The 20,629-nt window shown below is 45.9% G+C and carries 16 protein-coding genes and 1 tRNA gene; 6 read left to right on the plus strand and 11 right to left on the minus strand.

What is annotated here, in order from left to right; genetic code table 11:
- Positions 1–9: 9 nt before the first annotated feature.
- The 9 genes from alaS to HXT43_RS04365 all read right to left on the minus strand — a co-directional run bounded on the left by alaS (position 10) and on the right by HXT43_RS04365 (position 11,150).
- Positions 10–2,694: an alanine--tRNA ligase gene (gene alaS, locus HXT43_RS04325; protein WP_117008563.1), complete on the minus strand. Its 2,685-nt coding sequence runs from the start codon at positions 2,692–2,694 to the stop codon at positions 10–12.
- A gap of 211 nt (positions 2,695–2,905) precedes the next feature.
- Positions 2,906–3,151, minus strand: coding sequence for a hypothetical protein (locus HXT43_RS04330; RefSeq protein ID WP_004105270.1), 246 nt, complete (start codon positions 3,149–3,151; stop codon positions 2,906–2,908).
- A complete protein-coding gene (locus HXT43_RS04335) occupies positions 3,151–3,597 on the minus strand; it encodes a DUF948 domain-containing protein (RefSeq protein ID WP_004105272.1) in 447 nt (148 codons plus the stop codon). The genes HXT43_RS04330 and HXT43_RS04335 overlap by 1 nt, the downstream gene beginning before the upstream one ends.
- Before the next feature lie 146 nt (positions 3,598–3,743).
- Positions 3,744–4,418, minus strand: a complete 675-nt coding sequence (locus HXT43_RS04340) for a histidine phosphatase family protein (RefSeq protein WP_004105274.1) — start codon at positions 4,416–4,418, stop codon at positions 3,744–3,746.
- A 141-nt stretch (positions 4,419–4,559) separates the two neighbouring features.
- Positions 4,560–5,186: a 30S ribosomal protein S4 gene (rpsD, locus tag HXT43_RS04345; RefSeq protein WP_004105277.1), complete on the minus strand. Its 627-nt coding sequence runs from the start codon at positions 5,184–5,186 to the stop codon at positions 4,560–4,562.
- A gap of 436 nt (positions 5,187–5,622) precedes the next feature.
- On the minus strand, positions 5,623–6,405 hold the full coding sequence (locus tag HXT43_RS04350; RefSeq protein ID WP_101885910.1) for an ABC transporter ATP-binding protein: 783 nt from the start codon (positions 6,403–6,405) through the stop codon (positions 5,623–5,625).
- A 2-nt stretch (positions 6,406–6,407) separates the two neighbouring features.
- Positions 6,408–7,619, minus strand: a complete 1,212-nt coding sequence (locus HXT43_RS04355) for an FtsX-like permease family protein (protein ID WP_101885909.1) — start codon at positions 7,617–7,619, stop codon at positions 6,408–6,410.
- A 38-nt stretch (positions 7,620–7,657) separates the two neighbouring features.
- Positions 7,658–8,071: a DUF4418 family protein gene (locus tag HXT43_RS04360; RefSeq protein ID WP_064340381.1), complete on the minus strand. Its 414-nt coding sequence runs from the start codon at positions 8,069–8,071 to the stop codon at positions 7,658–7,660.
- Between the two features lie 142 nt (positions 8,072–8,213).
- On the minus strand, positions 8,214–11,150 hold the full coding sequence (locus tag HXT43_RS04365; RefSeq protein ID WP_415707210.1) for an ATP-dependent helicase: 2,937 nt from the start codon (positions 11,148–11,150) through the stop codon (positions 8,214–8,216).
- Between the two features lie 188 nt (positions 11,151–11,338).
- On the opposite strand from HXT43_RS04365, the gene HXT43_RS04370 reads away from it, so the two are divergent.
- The 4 genes from HXT43_RS04370 (at position 11,339) to HXT43_RS04385 (ending at position 17,042) form a co-directional block, all read left to right on the plus strand.
- The gene (locus HXT43_RS04370; protein ID WP_004110321.1) at positions 11,339–11,920 is read left to right on the plus strand and encodes a xanthine phosphoribosyltransferase; all 582 of its coding nucleotides are present in this window, start codon (positions 11,339–11,341) and stop codon (positions 11,918–11,920) included.
- A gap of 1,082 nt (positions 11,921–13,002) precedes the next feature.
- Positions 13,003–14,280: an acetyl-CoA C-acyltransferase gene (locus HXT43_RS04375; RefSeq protein ID WP_064340379.1), complete on the plus strand. Its 1,278-nt coding sequence runs from the start codon at positions 13,003–13,005 to the stop codon at positions 14,278–14,280.
- An 87-nt stretch (positions 14,281–14,367) separates the two neighbouring features.
- The gene (locus HXT43_RS04380; protein WP_116442608.1) at positions 14,368–15,750 is read left to right on the plus strand and encodes a hydroxymethylglutaryl-CoA reductase, degradative; all 1,383 of its coding nucleotides are present in this window, start codon (positions 14,368–14,370) and stop codon (positions 15,748–15,750) included.
- Positions 15,751–15,785: 35 nt separating this feature from the next.
- The gene (locus HXT43_RS04385) at positions 15,786–17,042 is read left to right on the plus strand and encodes a hydroxymethylglutaryl-CoA synthase (protein WP_116442607.1); all 1,257 of its coding nucleotides are present in this window, start codon (positions 15,786–15,788) and stop codon (positions 17,040–17,042) included.
- A gap of 412 nt (positions 17,043–17,454) precedes the next feature.
- Here the strand turns inward: HXT43_RS04385 and HXT43_RS04390 are convergent.
- Positions 17,455–17,539 (minus strand) — tRNA-Ser (locus HXT43_RS04390).
- A gap of 196 nt (positions 17,540–17,735) precedes the next feature.
- A complete protein-coding gene (gene serS, locus HXT43_RS04395) occupies positions 17,736–19,022 on the minus strand; it encodes a serine--tRNA ligase (protein WP_004574030.1) in 1,287 nt (428 codons plus the stop codon).
- 107 nt (positions 19,023–19,129) lie between these two features.
- Here serS and trxA point away from each other — a divergent pair, with 107 nt between their 5' ends.
- Positions 19,130–19,471 carry a thioredoxin gene (gene trxA, locus HXT43_RS04400; RefSeq protein ID WP_004105301.1) on the plus strand — a complete coding sequence of 114 codons (342 nt, stop codon included), beginning with the start codon at positions 19,130–19,132 and terminating at the stop codon, positions 19,469–19,471.
- A gap of 148 nt (positions 19,472–19,619) precedes the next feature.
- On the plus strand, positions 19,620–20,606 hold the full coding sequence (locus tag HXT43_RS04405) for a G5 domain-containing protein (RefSeq protein ID WP_004574031.1): 987 nt from the start codon (positions 19,620–19,622) through the stop codon (positions 20,604–20,606).
- Positions 20,607–20,629: the final 23 nt, after the last annotated feature.

Genomic DNA, 20,629 nt, shown 5'->3' on the forward strand with positions numbered 1-20,629 from the left:
AGACACGCACTAGGCGAGCTTAGCTACTTCTGATTTCGCAGCTTCGAGAGCTTCATCAATCTTAGAAGCGTCTGTACCACCGCCCTGAGCGAAGTCTGGCTTGCCGCCACCGCCGCCACCAAGCACCTTGGAAGCAGTACGCACCAAGTCGCCAGCCTTAGCACCAAGACCGCGAGCAGCTTCGTTTGTAGCGACTGCGATCATTGGACGATCATCCTCATTAACACCAGCAAGTGCAACAACCACTGGAGCATCTTCACCTAAACGAGCGCGAATATCTAGAACTGTCTTACGCAAAGCATCGAATGAGCCAAAGTTGCCAACATTCTTAAGAGCCAACTTAACTTTTTCGTTACTATTCTTTGCTTCATCAACTAATGTTGGTACAGCTTCATTTAATTGAGCTTCGTAAACAGATGCAAGCTTACGATCAGAATCCTTCATCTTGTTAAGCAAAGATTCCAAACGTTCAGCTAACTCGTCTGGACGAGCGTTAACCATATCTGCTAATTGCGCAACCAAAGTGTGTTCACGAGCGCCATACTCGTACGCAGCTTCACCGCAAAGAGCGTCGATTCTGCGCACACCAGAGCCAATAGAAGACTCGGAAAGAATAGTTACCATACCAATCTTTCCAGTGCTCTTAGCGTGAGTACCGCCACAAAGCTCACGGCTCCAACCGTCGCCGATTTCAACAACGCGCACAACATCGCCGTACTTTTCGCCGAACAAGTGCATTGCTCCAAGCTTAAAAGCGTCGTCGATTGGCATTTCCTTAGGAACTACCTGCAAATCGTCACGAATACGCTCATTTACGCGAGCTTCAACGCGAGAAAGCGCATCTTTATCGACAGCCTTTGGCCACTGGAAGTCGAAGCGCAAACGATCTGGATCAACTACAGAACCACGCTGAGTAGCCTGTGGACCAAGCTCTTCGCGCAAAGCCTTGTGAAGAGTGTGAGTAGCGGTGTGAGAACGCGCCAACGCAGCCCTGCGAACCTGATCAATATTCGTGTTTACAGGAGAACCAACGCTCAAAGTACCTTCAGTAAGTCGGCAGCTGTGAACAATCAAATCCTTGATTGGACGCTGAACATCGTCGACTTCCAAAATTGCGCCGTCGTCGGAAATAATCTCACCCTGATCTGCAATCTGACCGCCACGCTCAGCATAGAATGGCGTGCGATCGAGAATAACCTCAACGTTTGCAGGAGCTGTGACGCTTTTAACAGAACCCTTGCCTGCTTCAACAATTGCCAAAACGTTTGAACGACTTGAGAAGTCAGTGTAACCGAGGAAGTCGATTGGCTTTTCGAGCGACTTCTTAATATCGTCGTAAACGCTAACGTCCACATTGTGACGCTTCTTCAAAGCGTCAGCACGAGCGCGACCTTTCTGCTCGCTCATAAGCTCGCGGAACTTAGCTTCGTCCACTTTAACACCCTGCTCAGCTGCCATCTCCAAAGTCAACTCGATTGGGAAGCCGTAAGTATCGTGCAAAGTAAACGCATCTGCGCCGCCAACCATAGGGTCATCCTTGTGCTCTTTCTTAGCTTTTTCAACAGCCAAGTCGAGAATAGTTGTGCCCTTTTCAAGAGTGCGACGGAACGCGTCTTCCTCACCGTAAGCAGCTTCGCTAACCTCGTGGAAAGTATCGTTAAGCTCTGGATAGCTTGGCTCCATAGCAGCCTTAGAAACTGGGAACAGCGTTGGCAAAACTGGATCTTGAACGCCGAGCATACGCATTGCGCGAACAGTTCTGCGAAGAAGACGACGAAGCACATAGCCACGGCCAACATTACTTGGGCGCACGCCATCGCTCATAATCATAAGTGCGGAACGCACGTGATCTGCTACAACGCGGAAACGCACGTCAGCATCATTATTATCGCCGTACTTTACGCCACTAAGCTTTTCTGCAGCTTCAATAACTGGGTAAACTTCGTCAGTTTCGTAAATATTTTCCTTACCTTGCATAAGGTAAGCCAAACGCTCCAAACCAGCGCCAGTATCAATATTCTTTTGATCGAGTTCGCCAGCAATATGCAAATCAGTCTTAGATTTGACGTTATCTACCTGGTAATTTTCGAAAACCAAATCCCAAATCTCAATAAAGCGAGATTCGTCAGCAGCTGGGCCTCCGTCGCGACCATACTTAGGACCGCGATCCACGTAGATTTCGGAGCATGGTCCGCCAGGACCAGGACCGCCGGTAGTCCAGAAGTTATCTTCCATACCGAAAACTTGCATATGCTCTGGGTCGAAGCCTTCGTTCTTCCAAATTGCGCGGGCTTCATCGTCGTCAGTATAAGTAGTAACCCAAAGCTTTTCAGGGTCAAAACCGTAGCCGCCCTTATCTTGAGGACTAGTTAAAAGCTCCCAAGCGTAGTGAATAGCTTCTTCCTTAAAATAATCGCCAAACGAGAAGTTACCAACCATCTGGAAGAAGGTGCCGTGACGAGTAGTCTTACCAACTTCGTCAATATCTAGAGTGCGAACGCACTTCTGATTCGAAGCCATACGACGCGAAGGAGGCGTCTGCTCTCCGAGCAAGTAAGGAATAAACGGCACCATGCCTGCGATAGTAAATAACGTAGTTGGGTTCGGCGAAATAAGAGAAGCCGAAGGAACAACCATATGACCATTCTTAGCAAAATAGTCAAGATAACGCTTTGCAATTTCTGCTGTGCGCATACGTACGAACTCCTTGTGTAATTTTTAGCAAGACCCACGCAAACCGTCACAAATAACTGTCATAAACAAAAGCCACATGCAACGCTCACACGAAATCGTGCCGCATGACGCACGACGCAATCATGCAAACATTCAATATAGTACTTCAATACTTAACTTAACTTAACTAAACTTAGCAAAGTAACGAAATTATGAAAAACTCGTTTTTTATTTAAAATTCCCTATTTCTACGATTAGCATAACGAGAATTAAGCTCAGCTTCATGCTCTTTACGGCTAGTATTGAAATCTTTAAACAATCCCATTACTGTGCGCAATGTGATATTTTTCGGTTCCTCATCAAATATAAAACGACTAGCAGAAGACGGCATTTTTGCTTTGACATATGCACGAGCCTTCGTAACTGTAAGAACACCAATTACAATGCCAACAAACATCCAAAATAAACGCTTGAACATTACTCCCCCCTGCTTGCATTATTAGTTGCATTCTTGTCAGAGGATTCTTTTGAAGCGTTACGATTGGCACTATTCTTGTCTGTTGGCACAGTCGGCTTATTGAAGAAAGAAGAAACAGTATCTTTTAGAGCGTAACCGGCAGCTGCAATTTTTACGAGCGGTTTTCCAAGGAAAGCACCATACAAATCTGTTAGAGCACTAATATTTGTAACGGTTGTGCGAGTAGCTCCTGAAACAGCGTTTACGTCGTCAAGAGTCTTATTAACTTGCTTAATAGTTGTAACAGACTCATCGATTGCCGGCATTGCATGCTCACCCGACTCTTTAATTGTTTTCGCAATCTGATCAAACAATCTGCCTAATCTGATTAACGGATAAATCAAAAAGCCAGAAAGAACGGCAAACGCAATCGCAGCAATAAGAGCAGCTATGTCTCCAACGCTCATCGTAACCTCTTTCTATACCATTTTGCCTAAGATTTCGCAGTATCAAAAGCCATACAACAGCAAATCAAACTACGTACTAAACCCTTCGCAATGACTTAAGATTAACGAACGGTAGAGACGCATATAACAAAGTTAAACAGTAGAATCTACTCGTTATAGCCTCGAATAGTAATGGCATTATCAATAGGTTTGGTAGTGTCAAAATCAAGTCTGGTTACGCTTCCGTTTTGAGGGCGTTCGCTTAAATCGTAGCCTGCAGGCGCAAAACGGTGCATAAGACTTAGCAAAGTGTTGCCATGCGAAATTTGCAAAACATTATCTCCATCGTTAAGCAAAGAATTTGAAGCAATTAACGCAAAACCTTCTTCTACACGAGTCCAATATTCGATATCTGACTCGGCATCGTGAAAAGGATCCGCTTCTTTAAGCATGTCTCGCGTTGCCGCAAGCCCAAATTTTTCAACGATTTCGTTATAAGTGTGCGCTCCGTGAGGCGCTCCTGCAGCCCACCAAGCCATTTGCATATCTTGACCTTCAAAATAGCCGTAGCATTGCTCGCGAAAATGCATATCGCTTACAAGCGTCGGGCGCGCGTTACCGGCAGCTTCATTTGCATCGAGAATACGTTGTGCTGTGATTTGCGCACGAGTAGTATCCGAACAGTAAGCTGCAGCAAAAGCAATATTTTCTAGCTTTTTTGCAGCCGTGTCCGCATCTTTCAAACCCTTTTCAGTAAGCGGAGAATTTGACCATCCTTGCAGTCGATTATAGCGATTAAATAGCGTCTGTCCGTGACGCACTAAATAAAGATGCAGCAACATAACTCCATTATTGCACTAAGCGGTACATAACTGTCGAAAACACCAAACAAACCGATGAAATCGACAAAAACGCATTGACCCCTGCCACGCAATCGCATAGCAGGGGTCAAGCGGTATGTCCTTAAGAATTAAATCGGCGAATTAACGAGCGTAGTATTCGACGACGTACTGAATGTTGACTTCAACTGGAATCTGATCGACTTCCGGCTTACGAGTCAAAGTAGCCTTCAAAGAGGCAAGATTCACATCGAGGTAACCAGGAACTGCTGGCAAAACGTCGCGATGAACGCCTTCTGCAGCCATCTGGAATGGAACCATGGTCTGGCTCTTGGCACGAACCTGAATGGTCTGGCCTGGCTTCACACGGTAAGATGGGCGATCGACAAGATTGCCATCAACCAAAATATGACGATGTACAACAAACTGACGAGCCTGGGCGGTGGTGCGAGCAAAGCCTGCGCGCAAAACCAAAGCATCAAGACGAGTTTCCAAATCGGTGAGCATTGCGTCACCGGTCTGGCCTGCAGTGTGCGTACCCTTCTCGTAAGCAGCACGAAGCTGCTTCTCGGAGATGCCGTACTGAGCGCGAAGACGCTGCTTCTCGCGAAGACGTACTGCGTAATCGGACTCGGTGCGACGACGAGTGCGACCGTGCTCACCTGGAGCATATGGACGCTTCTCGAAGATACGCTGAGCCTTTGGGGTCAAAGCGATGCCGAGGGCGCGAGAAAGACGCACCTGACGGCGAGAACGCTGAATATTAGTCATAACTAATCCTTTAATTCTGTCGTTATCTGAACGGAACGTGAACCAAGTTTTTAGTCGATTGCAAAATCGCCTAAAAATTACTCACGCTGAGCCGGCCTCTCCAGTGCTTCTTCGTGCTAACACACGAACGCGCAAGTATTAAAACGTTGAAATAACGCCATAACTACCGCGCGCCGACCCACTGATGGGCTAAGGCTCCAGATGATGCTTACACAAAATAGGCATCGTTTCTAATTTTACACACCCGTAAGAATAATTGTTGATATTTTTCGTACTGAGCGCGAAACTCACGTTGTAAGTTCCCCGGCAAATGTTCCACAAACCAGCCAAAACGCTCGCGCGAGTAACGCGCTCGCTTGCGAAACTCGCGTTGGAAGTCCACTGGACTTCCAACTTTAGCGAGTTTCCGGATTGAAGTGCCTTCGCGCGCTACGCTTCAAGCGCTCCGGCAAGTCAATCCGCAATCCATTGTGTATGTGCGATCCGCACAGCGAGCAGCCTCAACATCGTGAGTTACCATGAGCACTGCCACACCATTTTTTGCAGCCTCACGCAACATTTTCACCACTATGCGAGTATGCTCTAAATCCAAATCGCCAGTAGGCTCGTCAAGAATAAGAAGCTTCGGATTGTTTATCAGCGCGCGCACAATCATTACGCGACGCATTTCACCACCCGAAAGCTCACTTGGGTAGCACCACAGTAAATCTTCAATATGCAATTGCTTGCAAAGTTCTAACGCGCGAGTCTCGTTTGAATCTTCGCTTACTTCAGACTTACTTTCAGCAGACTTACTTACTTCAGACTTACTTACTTCACAAGCATTAGCTGCAATTTGCACAGGTAAAAGTATGTTGTCATGCACAGTAAGATTTTGCAAAAGCGTCTGCGATTGCGTCACAAAACCTATATCACATGCGCGCAAACGAGACATCTTGACATCACTAAAAGTGCGTTCAGAAATCTCTTCGCCGCAAACTTTTACACTTCCATGCGTTGGCTTCAATAACCCAGCAATCAAATTTAGTAAAGTAGATTTTCCGTTACCTGACTTTCCAACGATTGCCACAAAATCGCCGCTATTTAGCACAAAGCTCACATTATTTACTGCAAAAAATTTGTGCTTTCTGCGCATAAATTCGCGAGTTACACGAGTAAGTTCAACAACAGGTAAAATATCAAACTCATTACTTGACAGTTTTTGACTCTTATCTTCCATACTTACTCACCTGACCTAAGTGTCAAATACGTTTCGCGCATAGCAATACGCAATGTAGTAAGCGCTGAAGCTACAACAACTGCAACAAGCGCAAGTAGCACAGACGCTAACATAAGCACTGCTACTGGTAGAGCAGTCACTTCCAAATACGGAAGCTGCAATTGTTCAGAAATAAGAGAACTGTAAGGGAACAATATAAGACTTGCAGACGCAACACCCAATACTCCGCCAACTAAGCCAAGTATCGTAGATTCTCTAACTACAACACCTAAAAGCATATTTCTTGTTGTGCCAAGTATGCGAAGAGAAGCAAACTCTTTTTTACGCTCGTTTACAGATGTTGAAAACACTGCAACTAAAACTAGCAATCCAACTAGCCAGCACGCAGCAATTATAAAAGTCAACGTGCGAGTAAAAACACCAAGATTAGCTTGCGTAGTTGCTGTAATTCCGCCCGGAAAAACTATGCCAATGCTTGAAAGACCAGTTGTTTTACGGATATTTTTTGCAACTTCTTGCGCGCTGTAACCTTTTTGTACTTTTACAAGAACTGCAGAAACTGCTTTTTTAGCATATTCCTTTGGAATAGCGGTATGCCCTACTTTCGTTGAATACTCAACTACTTGCGGCACACTTTCGCGTCGCACAAACACTGAATTATCAATGCTTGTGCCGGTTTTTGCAAGCTGCGCAGCTACAGGCCATTGGTGTCCAAAAAGACGAACAGTATTCATATAAGACACGATTACATTTGCGCCAGCAATCATCTCGCCTTTTTGTAACTTCTGCTTATGTTGAGAATAAATCCAAGGACCTATAACAAAATCAGAATCGGGATCAAAACCAATAATTTGTAATTTTTCAGCGCAACATCCTGCAGAAAGCGAAGAAATATACGTTTGTGCACTCGCCTTTTGCACACCCGGAGAGCGTCTTACTAAATTCTCAATATCGTTAGTGAAATAAAAAGTGCTTGAACCACTGTTTGTAAGCAGCGCTTCTGCTTTAGTATGCGTACCTTGAGGGATAACCATAATATCGGCTCCCATGCGTTCTCGCATACTGTTCAAGCCGCGTTCAAGATTCATAGAAATCAGCGAGCCGCCGAAAAATATTGCAGACAAGCACGCAGATACAACAATAAGTGCAGCCGTGCGCAATGGCTTGCGTTTAAGATTTTCCAGCGGCAATCGCTTTAGCGTAATAGTGCGCATAATTTTGCTTTGTTAAGCTTTTCGAACTATTTGAACTATTAATTTTCTTTATTATCCAAATACACGGAAACAGCTGCGAACACTAATGCGAGCACAGACAGAACAATCAGTGTTGGACGCATAACCGATGCACAGTGCATCATTGGGCTCTTGCACACGCCAATAAGGAATGTTGTAACAGCGAGCATAAGCAAAGCGTTCACAACTACAGCAATATTTAAACCAATGCGAACATTTTCTTTAACAAATAGCGCAATAATTCCAAGTACTGCAATAACTAAGCCAATTCCAACAGCTGCACGACCTGTGTAGTAGCATGCCATAGGTTGCATCATCATATGCATTTTTTGCATGCCTCCGGTTGAGCATGGCTTTGCAAACGTCAATGGTGCAACGGCAATAAGCAAACCGAAAATAATTGCAGGAATTGATGCGAATAATTTGTTTTTCATAATTTATACCTCATGAAATGTATGTTTTTATTTTTTAGTGTCACATTTTCGTTAATGCAACACGCTTCTCAGCGCTCACACCAGCAAACGCCACGTCCTTGTTAAAAATTTATCTTACATTAAAGTGCATAAATAAAAGATTTTACAATTTTTCGATTGGTGCAACTCTAAGCATTAGTCGCTTTACTCCATCGGAGCCGAAATCGACTGTAATAATTGAGTTTCTGCCCTTATCTTGCGTTGCTAACACGGTTCCTAAGCCGTAAGTATCGTGAGTAATTTTGTCGCCAACTTGGAAGTCTTGAATATTTAGATGATTGTCTTTATTCATAACTGCAGAAGTTGAACCAACTTTTGTTGCGCTTGTTGAAGTCGCAGTTTTTGCAGTAACTTTGCGCGTTTTTACTGCACTTGACTTAGACCAATTCGATTTAGAATAAGACGAGCCGTAAGACGAGCCATAAGAAGATCCGTAAGACTTGCTATAAGACTTTCCGTAAGAAGAGCCGTAAGACTTAGAGCCATACGATTTATTTCTTCCGTAAGACTTAGAGCCATGCGACTTTTCAGAACCGTAACTGCTTCCACCATAAGTTGTTTTTTCACTAAACGCATCGCTATAATCGTCATCCCAGCCACCGAAATCGCCACCGAAATCACTATCAAAATCGCTATCGAAATCATCGCCGCGTCTAGACGAAGCGCCCCAACGCTCAACATCAGACTCTCTGCGCTTCCAATCAATCAAATTATCTGGAATCTCATCCAAAAACTGGCTTGGAAGCATATCTTGAGCCTGCCCCCATTGCGCACGAACAGCAGCACGAGTAACATACAAACGCTGCTTAGCTCGAGTAATACCAACATAAGCAAGACGACGCTCCTCGCAAAGCTCGCCATCGTCTTCCAAAGCGCGAGAATGCGGAAAAGTTCCCTGCTCCATGCCAGTTAGGAACACAACCGGATACTCCAAGCCCTTAGCTGTGTGAAGCGTCATCAACGTAACTTTACCAGTGTCCTCATTTTCATCCGGCAATTGATCCGAATCAGCCACAAGCGCCGTCGTTTCAAGGAATCCAGCAACACTAGCATCCGGCGTATTCTGCTCATACTCAGCTGCAACCGACTGCAATTGCGACAAATTATCCACGCGAGCGGCATCTTGAGGATCTTCAGAACGTTGCAAATCCTCCAGCAAACCACTGTCGTTCAGTATGCTGTCAATAACTTTAGAAGGTTTCGAGTCATCGTTTTGCATACAAGTAATTAAATTGTGCATAAGCTCGCGGAACTCTTTAAGCTTGGTTGCAGTGCGAGTTGGCATGCCTTCGATTGACTCCAAATGCTCCAAAGCTTGCCAGAAGCTAACTCCTTGTGTTTGAGCGTAAAGCGTTAGCAAAGCCTCCGCACGCGCTCCAAGCCCACGCTTAGGCACATTCAAAATTCGGCGCATATTCACATCGTCATCCGGGTTTGCCATAGATTGCAAGTATGCGAGCGCATCTTTTACTTCGCGACGCTCGTAAAACTTTGTGCCGCCAACAAGTTGATACGGAAGACCTGCTTTAACGAGCGCATCTTCTAGCGAACGAGACTGTGCATTAGCGCGATACATAATCGCCATATCCGAATAAGCAACACCCTCCTCACCTGCTAATCGCGCTATTTCTTGCGCAACCCAAGCTGCTTCCTGTTGAGCACTGTCTGCTGCATAACCGGTAATTGGAGCGCCCTTACCTAAGGCCGTCCACAATTTTTTAGGCTTTCGTCCTTGATTATGCGAAATAACTGCGTTTGCAGCATCCAAAATAGTTTGCGTAGAGCGATAATTTTGCTCAAGCATAATAGTTGTAGCGTTTGGAAAATCTTTTTCAAAGTCTTGAATATTGCGAATATCTGCTCCGCGGAAAGCGTAAATCGACTGGTCGGAGTCGCCTACAACTGTGATTGATGCAGGAGTGCTATTTTGCTGAGATGTATTTGCGTTATTTTGCTTTGCATCCACTCCTGCAAGCTCGCGGATAAGCTCGTATTGAGCGTGATTCGTATCCTGGTACTCGTCTACGAGAATATAGCGGAACTTATGGCGGTAATATTGCGCAGCTTCTGGTACTTCGCGCATGAGTTGCACAGTTCGCATAATTAAATCGTCAAAATCAACCGCATTTGCTTGAGATAAACGATGCTGATATTCCGCATAAATAGTTGCGTAAACAGCTTCAGAATTGCCAGCGTGCGCAATTTGTTGACCTGCAACACCCGGCTTGTAATCGTTAGCATACATGTCTAGTTGCTCACGCCAAGTGATTAAACTATTTTTGCAATCCGAAATCTTGCCCAAAATGCTGCGTGGCGTAAAACGCTTAATATCAACGTTAAGCTCTGTTGCAATAATTTTTACTAATCGCTCGCAATCGGAAGTATCGTAAATAGAAAAGCCTGATTTTAAGCCAATATACTGTCCTGATCTGCGAAGTATTTTCACACATGCAGAATGGAACGTCGAAACCCACATAGTATTTGCTTCGCTGCCAATAAGATTGCTTAAACGTTCACGCATTTCGGCAGCTGCTTTGTTTGTAAAAGTGATAGCAAGAATTTGGCTTGGCCAGGCACCTTTTTGGCTTAATATCCAAGCTATTCTTCGCGTAAGAACTCGCGTTTTGCCACTTCCAGCTCCTGCTCCAATAAGCAGTGCCGGTCCGTCGTATTGGACTGCTTGAGATTGTTGCGAATTTAAGCCGTCAAGTAGTTTTTGCGCGTCAACTGCAACTCTAGAATGTGCAGAATTTTGGGAATATTCTTGAGATTCTTGAGGAGACACTTCTTCTTGAGGAGGCACTGATTCTTGATCAGACGCATATTCTTGCTGCGTAAAATCAGGCTCTTTAGCGTAAGCGTCAGCATACTCGTCGTAACTGTAGTTGGCATAATCATTCGCATCCGCAACATTCTCGTAAAAATGATCGTCAGAATCGAACGAATCAACTGGATTCCCCAACAAATCACTTACATATCCATAATCGCTATCTTTTGCACTCATATTTGCATTCATACTTGCGCCCATACTTACGCTCATACTTGTACTCCATTGATGCTGCCAATTACCTACGTTTTAGCTTCAGCAATAAAACGCCCCCACGTTTTAATTGCGCACGTATCTAATCAGGTTTACCACATGCTGCAGTCGTTTTTACTCGTATTGTGTCACGAACGTGGGTATGCTTGAGCGTACTGCAAGTAATTGTTCGTAAGAAGGGGCGCATCGTGCAAGAATTGGAAGAACGCATTCTCCAAGATGGTATCGTAAAACCAGGCAATGTATTAAAAGTAGACGCTTTTTTGAACCACCAGTGCGATGTGAATTTATTTGATCATATGGGAGCCGCTTGGGCTGAGCATTTCCGCGACGCAAATATTACTAAGATTCTTACGATTGAGGCTTCTGGTATTGGAATCGCATGTGTTGCAGCACGCCATTTTGGTGGAGTTCCTGTGGTTTTTGCAAAGAAAGCTCAGTCAATTAATCTCGATGGCGACCAATACGTATCTACGGTATTTTCTTTTACAAAGCAGCGCGAGTTTCCGGTGATTGTGTCACGTAAGTATTTAAGTGCGGAAGATCGCGTGCTTATTTTGGATGATTTTTTGGCGAACGGCAAAGCTCTACAAGGATTAATCGACATTTGCAATCATGCTGGAGCTAGCGTTGCAGGCATTGGAATCGCTATCGAAAAGGGCTTCCAAGGTGGCGGAGATGCGCTTCGTGAAGCCGGATATGACTTGGATTCGCTGGCGATTGTTGACGCGATGGATCCTGTTGATGGGTCGATTTCGTTCCGTAAGTAGCGCTCCGACCTGCTTTCGCGCTTAGAACGTAGCACGCGAAAGCAATTCGGAGCGTGAGCTTGCTCAGGCGGAAAGTCCAGTGGACTTTCCGTGCAAGCTCAGCCGAACGGCGATTAGCCGTGAGGACAGCGCTCCGCTCTTGCTTGCCGTGGCGCGAGTTTGGGGGATTTCTCTCCTCGCGCGTCCCGTCCTTCAGTCGCCTTGACTGTTAAAGGCGTTTATTGTGTTCGCCTTTCTTTAAAGAATGTTGCTCCATCAGTCCTCTTTTAGCGCTCGTAGAGAAATCCCCCAAACTCTGCGTGTTTAATCTTTAATAACCTCGTTTTATCGCAGAGATTTTTCGATTTTTCTTCTTCGCTTGACGAATCAGCAGCCTACGGCTCTGACGTTCGCCGCGCTCAGTGCGAAAAATCTCAAATCTCACCGCACGAATATTTGTTCCGACCAAGCAATTCCTATCTCCCACTACTAGTAAAACCGCTAGTGTTTTGTGGTGTGGTAGGAGTGTCTGGCGTGATGTGTGCAGCAGCAATGACGTTAGTTGTTCTTGAACAACAGGTAATCAGTGTCTGCAGAACATTATTGCTAAAGTTCACTAAGCAATAAGTAATCGACGTTAGCAAAGCATTACTGCAAAGCTACAGACGCAACGTCTGCAGAGCACAGGCGCAAAGCTACAAAACCACTTTTCGCAGAAGCACTGGCGCAAAGCTTCAGGAGGTTTGGGAAAATACGACCCTTAATTTACACGAGCGCAAAGTTTATGCCAGATTCAGGCGCGTAGCCGACCATTACTTTACACGACTGTAAAGTTTCTGCCGCTATTTGGCGAGCAAACGACCGTTACTTTACAACGCTGTAAAATTTATGCCGCTTTCAGGCGCGTAGCCGACCGAAACTTCACACCGCTGTAAAGTTTATGCCGGATTCGGGTGAGCGAACTCACTGAAGCACGTTTAATTGTGAAGGAAACGAGAAAAATTTTTCGCAAATGGTAATTTTGTCGAAAAATACGATAAAGTAGTCCGGTTGGTATACTTCAACACGTATTGCAACAAACAATTGATTAGGTGGCTAAACATATGACTGATGTGGTGATTGCAAGCGCTGTACGTACGCCTATTGGCAAATTCGGCGGCAGCTTATCTTCGCTTTCCTCAGTTGATTTAGGAACAATCGCAGCAAAAGCAGCAATAGAACGCGCTGGAATTAGCTCACACGACGTGGATCAAGCTATTTTTGGAAACGTATTACAAGCAGGCAGCGGACAAAACGTTGCTCGCCAAATTGCGTTAAAAGCAGGCTTAGATACTTCTAGCTGCGCAATGACAATTAACGAAGTATGCGGATCCGGTTTAAAAGCAGTGCGTTTAGCACAATCCGCAATCGTTATGGGAGATGCGCAAGTTGTTGTTGCAGGCGGCACTGAAAGCATGAGCAACGTACCGTTTTACGCAACTAATTCGCGATTTAGCGGACACAAATACGGGAATTTTGCGCTTATTGACGGTTTGCAACGAGACGGCTTAAACGACGCTTTTACTGGCGACGCAATGGGCGTTACTGCAGAAAATGTTGCAGCAAAATTTGGTATCACTCGCGAAGCACAAGATATTTTTGCACTTAAATCTCACCAAAAAGCTGTTGCCGCTATTAAACGAGGCGATTTTGCTTCTGAAATTGTGCCAGTAACGCTTGCAAACGGAACTGTTATAACTCAAGACGAGCATCCTCGCGAAGATACGTCTTTAGAGCAGTTGTCGAAATTGCGCACGCTTTTTAAAGCATCGGAAGAAACTTCGGGCGCGACTTGCGAAGTTGGCAAGAACGAAATTAGCGAGAACGAAGTTTGCAAGCACGAAGTTTGCAAGCACGAATCGACTGTAACTGCCGGAAACGCAAGCGGAATTAACGACGGAGCTGCAGCTCTAGTGCTTATGAGCAAAGATTACGCGCAAGCGCACGGAATTGAATATCTTGCGCAAATTGTGGGATTCGCAGAAGGCGGAATCGACCCAGATTTAATGGGATATGCTCCAAAACATGTGATGGAACGCATGCTAAATGCGACCGGTAGCAGCGTTGACAACATTGACTTATTCGAAATAAACGAAGCGTTTGCAGCGCAAAGCATTGCCGTTTCGGAGCAACTTCATATTGACGAGTCAAAACTAAACGTACGCGGTGGAGCAATTGCACTCGGTCATCCGCTGGGCGCTAGCGGAGCTAGGATTTTGACGACGCTTATATACGCTTTGCGAGATAGCAATAAGTTAAATGGAGTTGCTGCGCTGTGCGTCGGCGGCGGAATCGGCGTTTCTATGCAAATTAGAATGCGAAACAATCAAGCCAAAATGTAAAACAATAAAGTCAGACTGCAAAACAACTAAGTCAGAATGCGAAGCGATCAGAAGCATTCGTAGTCTACAAATCATGAGGTGATTTCGATGACTGCTTTTCGCGAATTAGGCGTGGAAAATCGCATAAAAACCTTGCAAAATGAGGGCGCAATTAACGATGCTGATGCAACATTTTTGCTTAAACAGTTTGCGGAAAGTTCTGATACTACAATTCCTGCAGACGTTGCAAATCATATGATTGAGCATCAAATTGGAAAGTATACGCTGCCGGTTGGCGTTGTGCGTGGGCTGATTGTGAACGGCGAAGTGCGGGACGTGCTGGTTGCAACCGAAGAGCCGTCCGTGATTGCAGCTGCGTGCAATGGGGCGCGGATTGCGGCGGAGACTGGCGCTGGATTTGACGCGGCGACTGACGTTGGATTTGACGCGGCGACTGACGTTGGATACGGAATTATTGCGCGCTCCCCACAATACGTGACTACAGCGCAAATAGCTTTTGAGGACGCAGACGGGAGCGTGGCGGCGCAATTGCGCAGAATCGTTGAAGATAAAGAAAAGGTTGCAGAACTGTTGCGCATTGCAAACGAGTCACACCCATCAATGAGTAAAAGGGGTGGCGGCGCGCGAAAATGCCGCGCTTCAGCTTTGCACGGCTTCGCAAAGCTCGAGATTGACGTAGACACATGCGACGCAATGGGCGCCAACACAGTAAACACTATGGGCGAAGCCGTCAAAGCCCAGCTGGAGAGCTGGCTCGGCGTGCAGGCGCTAGTGGCAATACTCACAAACACCAGCCGCGTTGCCACCACAGCAGAAGTGCATATACCGGTTGAAGCACTAGCATCCAGGCGGCTGGAAGACTCTGAGCGAGAGAGCGAAGGAAAACGCCTTGCGCGCCGAATCGCGGCATTGAGCGCGCTTGCCGCCAGCGACCCTGCGCGCGCCGCCACGCACAACAAAGGAATCCTAAACGGAATCGCAGGAGCCGCGCTCGCGTCAGGAAATGATACGCGAGCGCTAGAATCGGCAGCACACGCGTGGGCGGCGCGCTCCGGTCGCTACCTACCACTGTCAAAGTGGAACACCGAAACTTTAAACGGAAAAACCATACTCCATGGCAGTATTGAAATTCCGCTACAGATCGGCATTGTTGGCGGCTCAATCTCATCGCTTCCAATGGCAAAACTCGCGATCAAAATCGGTAATTACAAAAACGCAAACGACTTTAGAAACACGCTTGCCGCGCTCGGTTTGGTGCAAAATCTTGCAGCTCTTCGCGCACTAGCAGGCCCTGGAATTCAAGCAGGTCATATGGCATTACAGTCTTCAAACCTAGCAATTGCAGCAGGTGCCAAAGGTGCGGAAATCACGGAAATCGCGCATGATATTTTGCAACTTAGCCCTGCAGAAAGAACTACAGAAAAAGTTACGCAATTACTTCAAAAGTTACGAGAATCAAGTAAAAATTAAGAAAAATTAAGAAAAATTTAGGAATTTTAGGACAAATGAACACACAAAATACCGAAACATCAGCAACCACTCCCCTTGCCGTCGGCATCGACCGCATCTCCTTCACAACGCCGCACTATTACCTAAACCTCGAAGAACTGGCGGAACACCGCGGAATCGACCCTAACAAATTCACAATCGGAATCGGTCAAAGCGAACAATCTGTGCCACCAAATCACCAAGACATCGTCACTCTCGCCGCGCAAGCTGCCCTCCCACTGCTACCCCACATCGATAGCAATCGCCTCAAAATGCTAATCGTCGGCACAGAAAGCGGCGTCGACGCAAGTAAATCGAGTGCTCTGTACGTTCAAAATCTGCTAAAATTCACGCCGTGGGTGCGCTCTATTGAAGTAAAAGAAGCTTGCTACGGCGGCACCGCGGCTTTGATGATGGCGTGTGACTACGTGCGCGCGCACGCCGAAAAAAATCCGCAAGTGCTTGTTATTGCAGCCGATATTGCGCGCTACGGTCTTGCTACACCTGGCGAAGTAACGCAGGGAGCAGGGGCTGTAGCAATGCTTGTGAGCGCGAACCCGCACGTGCTTAAAATTAACGACGATAGCGTTGTGAAATCCGCTGATATTCAGGACTTTTGGCGACCTGTTTACCAAGACACTGCGCTTGCTCGCGGAAAGTTTTCGACTGAGCAGTACATACAATTTTTCTGCGATGTGTGGCAAAAGTATTGTGCGCAAAACGGTTGTAATTTCAACGATTTTGCCGGATTGTGCTTCCACTTGCCGTATACGAAAATGGGTTTGAAGGCGCTTAAGGCTGCGATGGATTCTTGCGATAATAGCAACCTAAGCGAGTCGTCGCGCAATCGCTTACTTTCGCGCTATGAAACCAGCACGAAGTACAGCCGTCGCGTAGGCAACATCTATACGGGTTCCCTGTATTTGGGATTGCTGTCTTTACTTGAGTTAGACGAATTTACTTGCGAAAATAGTAATCTTACTGCACTTAAAAGCGGCGATAAGATTGGGCTATTTTCTTACGGCTCCGGCGCTGTTGGTGAATTTTTCAGCGGCACGATTGCGCCAGGATTTAGAAATGCGCTGTTTGCGCGCGAGCATGCGGATATGCTTGATTCGCGCGTGCGTTTAAGCGTTGCTGATTACGAGGAGATGTTTGAAAGCGTTGCGCCTTACGCTCCGGAAGATTTCGAAAGCAGCACGTCTTGCCGCGAAGGTGCGAACTTCTTCCTTGACGCAATCACTTCTCAAGAGCGTCATTATTCCACGCGCTAAAATCGAGCGAGCGCACGTTTCAATCGGATTCTCGCGCGCAACCGACCGTTCCTTTACACCCACGTAAAGTTTCTGCCGTTTTTTGGTGCGTAGGCGGCATAAACTGTGCGCTGCTGTAAAGTTTCTGCCGTTATTCCGCGCACAACCGACCGTTTCTTTACACCGCTGTAAAGTTTCTGCCGCAATTTGCTAATTTCCCGAGCTCGGCGAATTAAAAAAGCTTCAAGCGCGAAATGCAGCAACACAAACCTGACACACTACGTTAAACACACTAGCCCACACTTTCTGCGTCTTTATTGACGCAGAAAGACCTCGCTTGCGTTGGAAGCACACTGTGCTTCCAACCCTGAGCAAGCTCGGCGAATTAAAAAAGCCTAAAGCAATTTCACATGCTTTAGGCTTAGTTAATTCGCGGATGAGGCGAGATTCGAACTCGCGGTAGGTTTCCCTACAACGGTTTTCAAGACCGTCTCCTTAGACCGCTCGGACACCCATCCATTTGCGCGCGAAAGCAATCAAATTGCCGCTTTTAACGCACAAGTGGTAAGCATATCATCACGTATAGAACGCAACACACAACACCCAGATTCAAAAAACTTATCAACTAAAAAACAAAGCCCAGGTAATTTCCCGGGCTTTATAGTTAATTAAACGATTTTTTGAAACAAACGCCGTGTTTGTGCACGAGCAAACTCACGCTTCCCACTTAGTTGGCTCAATGACTTCCTTGCCACCCATATAAGCCTGCATAGCCTTCGGAATATCAATCGAACCATCCTCATGCTGATGATTTTCCAAAATAGCCACAAGCCAGCGAGTAGTAGCCAAAGTGCCGTTAAGCGTACTAACTGGACGAGTTCCACCATCTTCCATACGTTCACGCACATTCAAGCGGCGAGCCTGATACTCAGTGCAGTTAGAAGTAGAAGTAAGCTCACGGTAACGTCCTTGCGTTGGAACCCAAGCTTCGCAATCAAACTTACGAGCGGCAGAAGAACCAAGGTCACCTGCAGCAGTATCAATAATGCGGTAAGGCACTTCTACCTTAGCAAGCATTTCTTGCTCCATGCCTAGCAACTTCTGATGCTCAGCGCGAGAATCTTCCTGCTTGCAATAAACGAACATCTCAACTTTATCAAACTGATGCACGCGAATAATACCAGAAGTATCCTTTCCGGCAGCACCAGCCTCACGACGGTAGCAGCTCGACCAACCGCAATAACGCAAAGCACCATTGCTTAAGTCAAGAATCTCATCCTCATGCATACCAGCCAAAGCAACTTCGGAAGTACCGACCAAATACTGATCATCTGGCTCGCGCAAACGGTAAATCTCGTCCGCATGAGAATTCAAGAAGCCAGTTCCGCGCATTACTTCCGGGCGCACAAGCGTTGGCGTAATCGCAAGCGTAAAACCGTGCTCTTCGGCTTGATCGACAGCCATAGTAAGCATTGCGATTTGCAAGCGAGCCACAGCACCGCGCAAGAAGTAGAAGCGAGATCCTGCAACCTTCACGCCGCGACGCATATCAATTCCAGCAACTCCAGTTCCAAGAGTCAAATGATCCTTTGGCTCGAAACCTTCTGCTGCAAAATCGCGAGGTGTGCCAACCTTCTTAACTACAACATAATCGTCTTCTCCGCCTTCTGGAGCTTCATCTTCAACGATGTTAGAAAGCTTCCACATTGCTGTAGTGTAGTCGGCAGTAGCTTTTTCGGATTCAGCCTTGTATTCTGCAACCTTCGAAGCTAATTCTTTAGTTTCGGCAATAAGAGCAACCTTTTCCTCCGCGCTAGCTGTTGCAACCTTCTTACCAATAGCTTTTTGCTCAGCGCGAGCCTCTTCAAAAGCCTTAAGAGCAGTACGACGCAAGTCATCGTTGTGCAATACTTCATCGACGAGCTCAACGGATTCACCGCGCTTGCGCTGCGATTCCTTAACTACGTCGGCATGTTCACGAATAAATTGGATATCAAGCATGACTCCTAGCCTAGTGCCGCAAGACGACAGATAAGCGCACTATCGACAACATTTATGCAAGGCGGCACGTACAATAAAGCAAATACGCAAAATATTGAGGGAGTAATATGGCAGCAATACATGCTACTACAGAAAATTTTGAGAAGATTGCTTCGACAAATGAAATAGTTGTTGTCGATTTTTGGGCAACGTGGTGCGGTCCATGCAGGTCTTTTGGTCCTATTTTTGAGAAGGTCAGTGAAAAATATCCCGAAATTCCTTTTGTAAAAGTTGATATTGACAAAAGCAACGAGATTGCTGCAGCTGCTCAAATCCAAGCTGTTCCAACAGTAATGGTTATTAAGCGCGGCGAAGTTATTTATAGACAAGCTGGAGCATTACTAGCTTCTGATTTAGAAGATTTGGTTGAACAAGCTAAATCTTACGAACCTGCTGATTCTGAATCCTGATTTATAGACTATGCCATGAGATACAATATGTGAGGTTTTGCATATACGTTTTGCACATACATTTTAACGCATGTTTCTTATGTTTTATTAGTCTACGTTGCGAGCGTTTGCAAGTATCAATAGAGTAATTGCAGGAATAAGGAGGGTTATGGCCAGTCACCGTAAGCATACTGTTACGCTTGGTTCACTCAGTTTACGACAGTGGGCTAGAGTTAGCGCGGTTATTTTAGGCTTCATTGCTTTGGTGATACTTGGTTTTGCCTCGCGAGATTTTTACACTTCGTCTAAAGGTCACGCTGTTCAGGTTACTTCTTATTCGGCAACCGATTCTTCGCAAGTTTCTCGTAGTGCTAGCCGTCGCATGTTGCATGATAGCGCAACTTCATATGTTAACGTTGTTATAAATGGTCATCATCGTACTATTTTGGGCAATAATTTCACTGATGTAAAATCCGTTCTTGATGCCGGGGATATCACTCTTGAGCCACACGATGTTGTTACTCCATCTCTTACAACTAAAGTTAGCGAATCAACTGTTATTACTATTAATCGTGCAGGCGCAAAATTAGAAAATTCCGACGACCCAATCGCGTTTAACGTCGTTAAAAAGGAAACTGCTGCACTTCCAAAAGGTACTGAGAAGGTGCAAAGTGAAGGCGCTAACGGCGTAATGGAAACAGCAAAAATAGTTACTCGAACTAAGGGAAAAATAGTTTCCTCTAATATTTTTGCTTCTTATGTTAAAAAAGCTCCAAAAGATAAGGTTATTCTTGTTGGAACTGGCGGTTCTTCTGCCGGACTTGGCTTAGCTGCTTCTATCGGCACGACTGTTCCTGCTGGCGAGATGCAACAATGGGCTCACGATTGGCTTATTTCTAACGGTTATAGTGAAGCTGATTTTACTGCAACAGTATTTATTATTTCTCATGAATCTGGCTGGCGCGTAAACGCAATGAATCCTTCTGGAGCTTACGGTTTACCTCAAGCTTTGCCAGGCGGAAAAATGGCTTCTGCCGGAGCTGATTGGGCTACTAACTATCAAACTCAGCTCCGCTGGTTCTGGAATTATTGCAATGGTCGTTATGGCTCCATTCAAGGCGCTTACAATCATTGGCTTTCCTACCACAGCTACTGATTAGAATCAGTCTAGATATTATT

Source organism: Gardnerella sp. DNF01195 (assembly GCF_049244175.1).
Taxonomy (GTDB): Bacteria; Actinomycetota; Actinomycetes; order Actinomycetales; family Bifidobacteriaceae; genus Bifidobacterium; species Bifidobacterium leopoldii.